This window comes from Clostridia bacterium (assembly GCA_019683875.1).
Taxonomy (GTDB): domain Bacteria; phylum Bacillota; class Sulfobacillia; order RBS10-35; family Bu92; genus Bu92.
This window is the reverse complement of the sequence record JADGHN010000074.1, coordinates 1-8,708: the sequence shown is the minus strand read 5'-3', so window position 1 is coordinate 8,708 and position 8,708 is coordinate 1. Positions and strand designations below refer to the sequence as shown.

Sequence of the window (8,708 nt, the reverse complement as noted above, 5' to 3'; positions counted from 1 at the left end):
CCTGGAGAGGTTGGAGGTGCGTCGTAGGCGATGCAATTGAGGAGCGATGTCTTGCACCGCGGACGAAGAGGGGCGTGGCGGCGCCGCATGCGGGCGGTGCTGGCGGGCGCCCTCTTTGTCTTCTCGACGGTGACGTCGACCGCGATGCCCGCGGCGGCCCAGGGGGCCGGCAAGCCGGCGCCGTCGGGCGGCGACCCGGCGGCCATCTCTAGGTACCCCGCCGTTCGCACCACGCTGCAGGCGTCCGTCGACCCCGCAGTCACCCAGGCGTTTCAGAAGAACGACCAGGTGACGTACCTGGTCAAGCTTCGTGCCCGGGCCGACGTGGAGGGCGCGGCGGCGCAGGCCGCCCGCTCCGCAAGCCCGGCCACGAAGACCGTCGCCGCCCGCGCGGCCGTCATCAAGGCGCTCCGGGAGGTCGCGGCGACCAGTCAGGCCGGACTACTTGCGGAGCTGGAAAAGGCGCGGGCATCGGGCGCCGTGACCAGCTACGAGCCGTTCTGGATCGCGAACATCGTCGCCGTGACGTCCACGGAAGAAGTGATGAAGCGCATCGCGAACCGTGCTGACGTGGAAGCGATCCTGCCAAACGGAACGATTCACCTCGTGGGTGGCACGGCTCCGCTCGCGCCTTCGGAAGCATCAAAGGAAGCGCCCGGCTCCGTCGAACAGCCCCGAGGCCGGTCGCCGCCCGCCGCGTCCGATCGCGCCCGGACAAGCGACGCCAACGTGGAGTGGAACATTCAGCGGATCGGCGCGCCGGCCGTGTGGTCCACGTACGAAATCGACGGAACCGGCGCGGTCGTCGGGAGCATGGACACGGGGGTCGACTGGACGCACCCCGCGCTTCACGACAACTGGCGCGGCTACGACCCGACCACGGGAACGGTCGACCCGACCTACAGCTGGTTTGACGCGGTCAACGGCGAGAGCATGCCGTACGACGACCACGGGCACGGCACGCACACCACAGGTACGGCCGTGGGCCGCGCCGTGAACGGGCAGAACGTGATCGGCGTGGCGCCGGGCGCCCGCTGGATCGCGGCCAAGATTCTCGACGCCAACGGCTTCGGAACGGACGTCGACATCCTGGAAGCCGGACAGTGGATGATGGCGCCGGGCGGCGATCCGTCCAAGGCGCCGGACGTCATCAACAACTCCTGGGGCGGCGGCCCGGGCCTGGACGAGTGGTTCCGCGATGTCGTGACGGCGTGGCGGGCGGCCGGCATCTTCCCGGCCTTCGCCAACGGCAACGACGGTCCGGATCCGGGCACGGCCGGCGAACCCGGCAACTATCCCGAGTCGTTCGCCGTCGGCGCCACCGACCGCAACGACCAGATCGCCTCCTTCTCCAGCCGCGGACCTTCCCCGTACGGCGAGATCAAGCCTGAGATCTCCGCGCCGGGTGTGAACGTCCGCTCTTCCGTGCCCGGAGGGGGTTACGAGGGCGGCTGGAGCGGCACGTCCATGGCAACGCCGCACGTCACCGGCACCGTCGCCCTCTTGCGTTCCGCCAACGCGAATCTGACCGTCGACCAGATCGAGCAGATCCTCGAATCGACGGCCGATCCACGCACCGATGCGCAATACCCGGACGTCCCCAACAACGGTTACGGCTGGGGCATCGTCAACGCCTTCAACGCGGTGGGCGCTGTCGTGGCCGGTGGCATCGGGCAGGTGACGGGTCACGTCCTGACGAGCGGGGACGACGTCACGCCGCCCGCGGTCGGACACGACCCGATCACCGAATCCTACAAGGGATTGCCGATCGACATCACGGCCACCGTCTCGGACGACGTCTCGGTGACGGGCGTCCAGCTGTACTTCCACGCGCCAGGGTTCGACTGGTGGGGCGTGGTCGACATGACGCGCACGTCCGGCGACTACCGGTCGGGCACGTATGAAGCCCAGATCCCCGCGTCGATGACCCTCGGCGACTCGGTCGAGTACTTCATCGAGGCCGTCGACTACGGCGATAACCGCGGCTACAGCGGCACGTCCGACGACCCGCACGTCGTCTCCCTTCGGAACGGCGTCCAGCCGGGCTACCTGGAGGACTTCGAGGATGGCGCGCCAGGATGGATGCACGGCGGGCAGAACGATCCGTGGCAGATCGGCGTGCCCACCTCGGGGCCGGGTGCAGCCCACTCGGGACAGAACGTGGCCGCCACGAACCTCTCTGGGAACTACCCGAACAATGCCGACGCCTTCCTCCTCATGCCCCCGATCGACCTCTCCCAGGGCCCGGCCGCACTGCGCTTCTGGCAGTGGTACCGGCTCGAAACGAACTACGACTTCGGCTACGTGCTTGCCAGCGGCGACGGCGGCCAGACCTGGGACACCCTCATGACGATCAACGGGACCGGGACGACGTGGTCTCAGGCGGTCGTCGATCTGGCGCGCTACGCCGGCAACCCGGCGGTGCTGGTCGCCTTCTACATCTACTCCGATGGATCGGTCACGTTCCCCGGCTGGTACATCGACGACGTCGAGCTGTACAGCGACAGCGAAGCTCCGTCCGCGCCCACGGGTCTCACGGCCCAGCCCTCGATGGCTGGGGGAATCGCGCTCAGCTGGGATGCGGTCGACGCCCCGGACCTCGACCACTACACCGTCTACCGGGAGGTCGGCGGTTCCTACCAGGCGCTTGCAGAGGTCAACGGGACGCAGTACCTCGACAGCGACGTGACGCCGGGAGAGACGTACACGTACGTCGTCACGGCCACGGACATCTTCGGGAACGAGAGCGGCTACTCGAACGCGGCGTCCGCCACGGCGCCCGGCGTCCAAACCATCTTCTTCGACAACATGGAGTCGGGGCCCGGGCAGTGGACGCACGCCGGCGCGAACGACCCCTGGGAGTGGGGCGCTCCGACGAGCGGGCCGGGACGCGCGTTCTCCGGATCCAACGTCTGGGCGACGAACCTCTCGGGCAACTATCCGAACAACGTCGACGCTTCGCTCGTGAGTCCCGTCATCGACCTCGCGGGCTACAGTTCGGCGACGCTTCAGTTCGCGCACTGGTACAGCCTTGAGAGGAACTACGATTCCGGCTACGTCGAGGTGAAGCCCGTCGGGGCCAACCAGTGGACGATGCTCGCCCAGTACACGGCGCCCGCATCGGGCGGGCAGCCCGTCGGATGGGAGCAGCCGATCTTCGATCTGTCGGCGTACGCCGGCCAGGCCATCCAGATCCGGTTCCGCATGCACTCCGACGGGTCGGTCAATTACGCCGGCTGGTACATCGACGACGTGCGCGTGGCGGGCACGCCGCAGTCGATGCCGGGGGCGCCGGAGCCGGCGAACCCCACGCAGCTGTCGATCGCCACGACCGACCTGCCGGCGGGCACGGTGGGCATGCCCTACTCGCAGCAGTTGCAGGCGACCGGCGGGACGGGGCCCTACACTTGGTCGGTCGCCGGCGGAAGCCTGCCGGACGGCCTGCGCCTCGACACCGTGACGGGCCAGGTCTACGGCACGCCGACGACCGCGGGCACCGCCACCTTCACGGTGCAGGTGACGGACAGCTCCGATCCGCAGCAGACCGCGACAGCGGATCTGAGCATCACGGTGCAGGAAGCCGGCGACTCCAACCCGCAGCAGCCGGAGCCGGAGACACCGGGCGCCACCAGCACGCTCCTGAAGCAACCGTCCTCCTCGTTCCTTGCGGATGAGCCGGTCGGCTCGCCCAAGGGCAAGCCTGAAGCCCCCGCGCACCCGCGGATCGATCTGGGCGGCACGGAGGCGTTCACGCGGGTGCCCGCGTCCCAGCTCGCGGCCCCGGGCGCGACGGGCGGCGTGAAGGGTCAGGGCGGCTCCGCGGCCTCGTTGCCCCTCTCCGCCGCCGTCACGGTTCTGGAAACGGGGCGCGTCGTGCGCACCGACCCGGCGACCGGCGCCTTCTCGATCACGTTGCCCGCGGGCAACTACACGCTGCGGGCGGAAAGCTACGGCTACTTCCCGCAGGACCAGACGGTGACGGTGTCGGCGGACGCGCCGGCCCAGGTCGAGTTCGTCCTGCAGCCGATCCCGCGCGGCGACATCGTCGGCCACGTCACCGACCGGCGGACGGGCGAGCCGATCGCGGGCGCCACGGTGGAGGTCGAGGAGGATCCGCTCGTCCCGCCGGCGACGACGGATGCAGACGGGTCCTACACCCTGCATGTGCTGGCCGGCTCGTATACGGTGAGGGCGCGGGCCGTCGGCTACCTACCCGGCGAGGCCACGGCGACCATCGCGGGCGGTGACACGGTCACGGCGGACATCGCGCTCAACCCGTTCATCGGCATGCCCGGCGAGATCGCGTACGACGACGGCTCGGCCGAGAACGCGTGGGCGATGAACGACGCGGGCAACGGGTTCGCCGTGCTCATGTCTCCGGGCGAGCCGGGGCAGGCGGTCACGCTCCGCACGCTGCGGTTCTACCTGTGGGATGACTCCTGGCCGACGCCGGGGGGCAACACCTTCCACGCCGAGGTGTTCGACGTCAACCCGGACGGCACGCCCGGGAAGCTCCTGGCCGATGTACCGGCCACGAACGCCGTCCGCGGCGACTGGACCGACGTCGACGTGTCGTCGCTCGGCCTGACGGTGTCCGGCGACTTCGTGGTGGCGTTCGTGCAGGATCAGCCCTACCCGAACACGCCGGGGCTCGCCACCGACGAGTCGTCGCCCGACTCCGGCCGCAACTGGCAGCTTGTGGGTGGCGGCTGGAGCCCGTGGGACCAGGGCGGCAACTTCATGATCCGCGCGGTTGTGGACTACGCGGTGGGGCCGCCGGTGATCACCAGCCCGGAGGACGGCGCGTACACGAACCAGACGGCGATCAACGTGACCGGCACGGCCCATCCCGGGACGCTCGTGACGCTTTACGCCGACGGCAACCCGGTCGGCACGGCCACGGCGGACAACGCCGGAGGCTGGACCATCCCGGTGACGCTTGAAGAAGGCGTCCACATGCTGACGGCGACGGCCACGGTCGAGGGCGAGGGGCCCGGGACCGGCACGACCGACCCGTCCGCCCCGGTCGTCGTCACGGTCGACACGACTGCGCCCACGCTCGACGTGGCCGCACCGGCGGACGGGAGCGTCCAGAACACGCGGGTGATCACCGTGCAGGGCTCCCTCGCGGACGCCAACCCGGGTTCGGTGCTGGTCGGCGACACGAAGGCTGCGCTGAGTGAAGACGGTGCCTTCCAGGCGGAAGTGATCGGGCAGGAGGGCGCCAACACCATCACCTTGACGGCCACTGACCTGGCCGGCAACGAGACCACCGTTGCTCGGACGGTTTACATCGACACGGTGGCGCCTGTGATCACAAACGTGCAGCCCGACACCGATCACACCCTCCGCGCGGGGGACCACCTCGCGGTGTCGTTCGACAGCGAGCCCGGACTCGCCCTGGCCGCCTTCCAGGTGGTGGCGGGAACGCCCGCACCGGGAGCTTCGGGCGGAAAGGCGTCCGGAAGCGCCCTGCTTCCAGGCGAGATGGCGATGCATGAGACGTCGCCCGGTCACTATGAGGCGGTCTGGACGGTGCCTCAGGGCTTTGCCGCTCCGAGGGCATACGTCCGGGTCCGTGCGGTCGACGCCGCAGGCAACGAGGCGGTCGCCACGGCTCCCGGAACGGTGACCGTTCAGGCGCCGGCGCCGCCCTCGTCTGGCGGCGGGGGTGGCGGAGGCGGCGGTGGGGGCGTGACGCCTCCAGGCCCGCAGACGCCATCCGGCTCCGCGACGATTCGCGCGGATCAGCGGACGACCGTCACGTCCGCGGATAGCGGCCTGACCGTGGTGGTTCCGGCGGGAGCGGCGCCCGACGGTTCGACGATCACCGTCTCGCAGCTCTCGCCCAAGGACCAGCCGGCGCCGGGCGCCGGAATGGTGATGATCGACGGCCAGACCTATGAGATCGACGTGAAGGACGCGAGCGGCGGCGCGATTCACGCCTTCGACCGTCCGCTGCACCTCTCGTTCGCGGTCGACGGGTCCAGCCTGCCTGAGGGCGCGGAGCTCAGCGACCTGCAGATCCTGTACTGGGACACGGACCTCAAGGTGTGGGTGCCGGTGCCCACGACGGTCGACCCGGTGGCGGGTACGGTCTCCGCGGACGTGACGCACCTGACGGTGTTCACCGTCGCCGTGGCGAGCGGTGCATCGGCGCGGGTGCCGCACGACGTCGTCGGCCACTGGGCGGAGAGCGACGTCCTGAAGCTGGTCGCCCTAGGTGTGGTCTCCGGCTATGGGGACGGAACCTTCCATCCGGACGGCCCGGTCACCCGGGCGGAGTTCGCTAAGATGCTCGTGCTCGCGCTCGGCCTGGAGCCGAAGGCGGGGGCGACGACGTTCGCGGACGTCCCGAGCGACGCGTGGTACGCTCCGTACGTCAATGCCGCCGCGGAGGCCGGTATCGTGAACGGGGTGGCGGCCAAGACCTTCGCGCCGAACGCGCTCGTCAACCGAGAGCAGATGGCGGCCATGCTCGCGAGGGCGTTGAAGCTCACCGGCGGCGCGCAGCTGAGCTTCGCGGACGCGGCGACGATCGACGCCTGGGCCCTGCCCAGCGTCGGGGCGGCCGTGGAGGCGGGATACATCATGGGCTTCCCGGATGGGACCTTCCGCCCGTTCGACCAGGCCACCCGCGCGCAAGCCGCGAAGGTGCTGCTGGAAGTGGTCCTTCACTCGGCTCGCTGAACCGTTCAGCGGCGCACGTCGGCCATTCGGCTGGAACGGTCGGAGCCCCGCGAATCTCGCGGGGCTCCGTCCTTCATACCGCGGCGCGACGCACGCCCCTCGGGCGACCTTGGCCTCAACGACCTGTCGTCCCACCGTCCCGCGCGGGGAGGTCGCCGACGAGTTCGGCCGCGATCTCCATTGTTTGATCGGGACGGCCGTGCCGGATGCCGTCCATGGTGTTGTCATGGTCGTCCGGCGATGGTGCTCCCGGCGGGACGCCGTCGACCTGCTCGGCGGCGTTCGTGTAGCCGTTGAGCACGGAAGCCAGGTGGAGATGCGCGAGCTCGTGGTCGTGGACCAGGGGACCCTGGCGCGGGGTGCGGGCGCCCGGGTCACGATCGTTCGCCATGAGGCACCACCTCCGCAGATTCGGCAAGCGGCCGGCGCGTCAGCGCCGGCCGCTCGGCCGAAGGGTCGATCTCGAGCTACCGCGCGTGGCGCGGGGGAACCGTGGGCGGCGCGCTGTTGGGTGCGTCGCCCGACGGGTCGTCTTTGCCCGCCTGGCCGGGCACCGTGCCGAAGCCGGTGCGTTGCTGCAACGCCGGCGTCCCGTAGGGGGCGAAGGCGTTGTTCTGCGCCCCGGCCTCACGCAGGTCGTCGGTCGCGGCCGGTCCGGACTGCCACACGCTGTTGATGAACGCAGCCGTGTCGCCGAACGTCTGCGCGACGACGTCGAGGTCCGGCGCAGCGTCCTCCGGCTGCGGCGCGAGCTCGTCGGCGAAGGAGGCTCGGGACGTGGGTCCGTCCCAGGGCGGCTGCGCGCCCAGCGCCTCGCCCCCTCTCCACGACGTTAGGCCGGACGGCCGCTTGGCCCAGCCGCCGGCGGCGCCCGGCGCGCTGGCGTTGTTCCGTGCCGCCGCGTCCTCGATCAGCTGGGCGGCGACGGGATCCGGCGCCGCCGGGATATTGCTGTTCGAGGCCGCGATCTGCGCCGCTTCCTCCGCCGCAGACACGGCGGGGTCGCCGTCACCCGGCAGCCGCCCCACGCGCGTCGCGCCGTAGGCGGAGTCGCCGGCGTCGAAGACGGCGCCGGACGTCGTCACTTCAGCCGCCCCGCCTGTGGGAACGGTGACGTCTCCGGCCGGATCGACCGCGTTGATCCCTGCCGCACCGATGGCCGCGTTGCGCGCGCGCACACGGCGCGCCGCCTCGGCCGCGTCCCGGCCGCGATCCAGGCCGGTCTCGGCCGCGGCGAAGCCCCACGAAGGCGTGAGCTCATCGGCGAACTCCACGTTCGCCGAAGCCAGGTCGACGTCGACACGGTCCGCCTCGTGCGCAAGCTCTTCCGACGTGCGGAAGCGCCGGCCGTCCTCTCGGTCGACCGCCTGGACGACCTCTTGCGAGATCATGCCCGCAGCCTCTTGCGAGGCGGAACGGCCCTGGGGACCGTAGCCGTTCAGGCTCGCGGCGAGCGCCGTGGCAGCGAGCTGCGTGTCGCCGATGCGCCCGGCGCGCGGAGCCGCCCGGCCCGGGGCGGAAGCGTCTGCGATGGCTGCCGCGCTACCGGCGGCATCCTCAAGCGCCTCCTCCGGCGCGGCGTTCGTGCCCGCCTGCACCGGGCTTTCGCCCAGCCGCGCCCGGTCCCCAAGCGGCTCGTCGCGCGAGGCGACGACGTCCACGTTCCACTCGTCCGCGAACGCGACGCGCCCCGCGTCCCAGCCGGCCTGGAGGGCGCCCGTGCGGGCGCGGGCTTCGTGCGTGCGGCCGTCCGCCGTGCCGTCGAACGCCGCGTTCATGAGCCCCGTGCCCATCTGGCCGCCGAAGTCGTCCGATCCCGTGGCTCCGGCGGCGAACGGCGCGGCGCGGTCGACCTCGTTCGCCGTCAGCGCGCGCGCCACCGCCGCCTCGGTCGCCTGGTCGTTCTTGGCCTCGAAGGCCCGCCAGGCGCGGTTCACCTCGGCGTTGACGGCCCTGGCGGCGTCGGCGGTCCCGGCGGCGTCCACGGCCTGCGCCGCGCCCGTCGCCTGAGTGCCGGC

The 8,708-nt window shown here is 71.1% G+C and carries 3 protein-coding genes; 1 reads left to right on the top strand and 2 read right to left on the bottom strand.

Annotated elements, in window-relative coordinates:
- Positions 1 to 51: 51 nt before the first annotated feature.
- Positions 52 to 6,690 carry a S8 family serine peptidase gene (locus tag IRZ18_06915; protein MBX5476836.1) on the top strand — a complete coding sequence of 2,213 codons (6,639 nt, stop codon included), beginning with the start codon at positions 52 to 54 and terminating at the stop codon, positions 6,688 to 6,690.
- Between the two features lie 115 nt (positions 6,691 to 6,805).
- On the opposite strand, the gene IRZ18_06910 is transcribed toward IRZ18_06915, so the two are convergent.
- Together IRZ18_06910 and IRZ18_06905 are read right to left on the bottom strand one after the other, a co-directional pair.
- Entirely contained in the window at positions 6,806 to 7,081 is a 276-nt protein-coding gene (locus tag IRZ18_06910; GenBank protein MBX5476835.1) for a hypothetical protein, read from the bottom strand.
- Between the two features lie 76 nt (positions 7,082 to 7,157).
- A partial coding sequence (locus tag IRZ18_06905) for a hypothetical protein (protein MBX5476834.1) occupies positions 7,158 to 8,708 on the bottom strand: 1,551 nt, incomplete at its 5' end.

Excerpts from the sequence above, each read along its gene's own strand:
- IRZ18_06910 (MBX5476835.1), bottom strand. The coding sequence starts at position 7,081 with ATGGCGAACGATCGTGACCCGGGCGCCCGCACCCCGCGCCAGGGTCCC.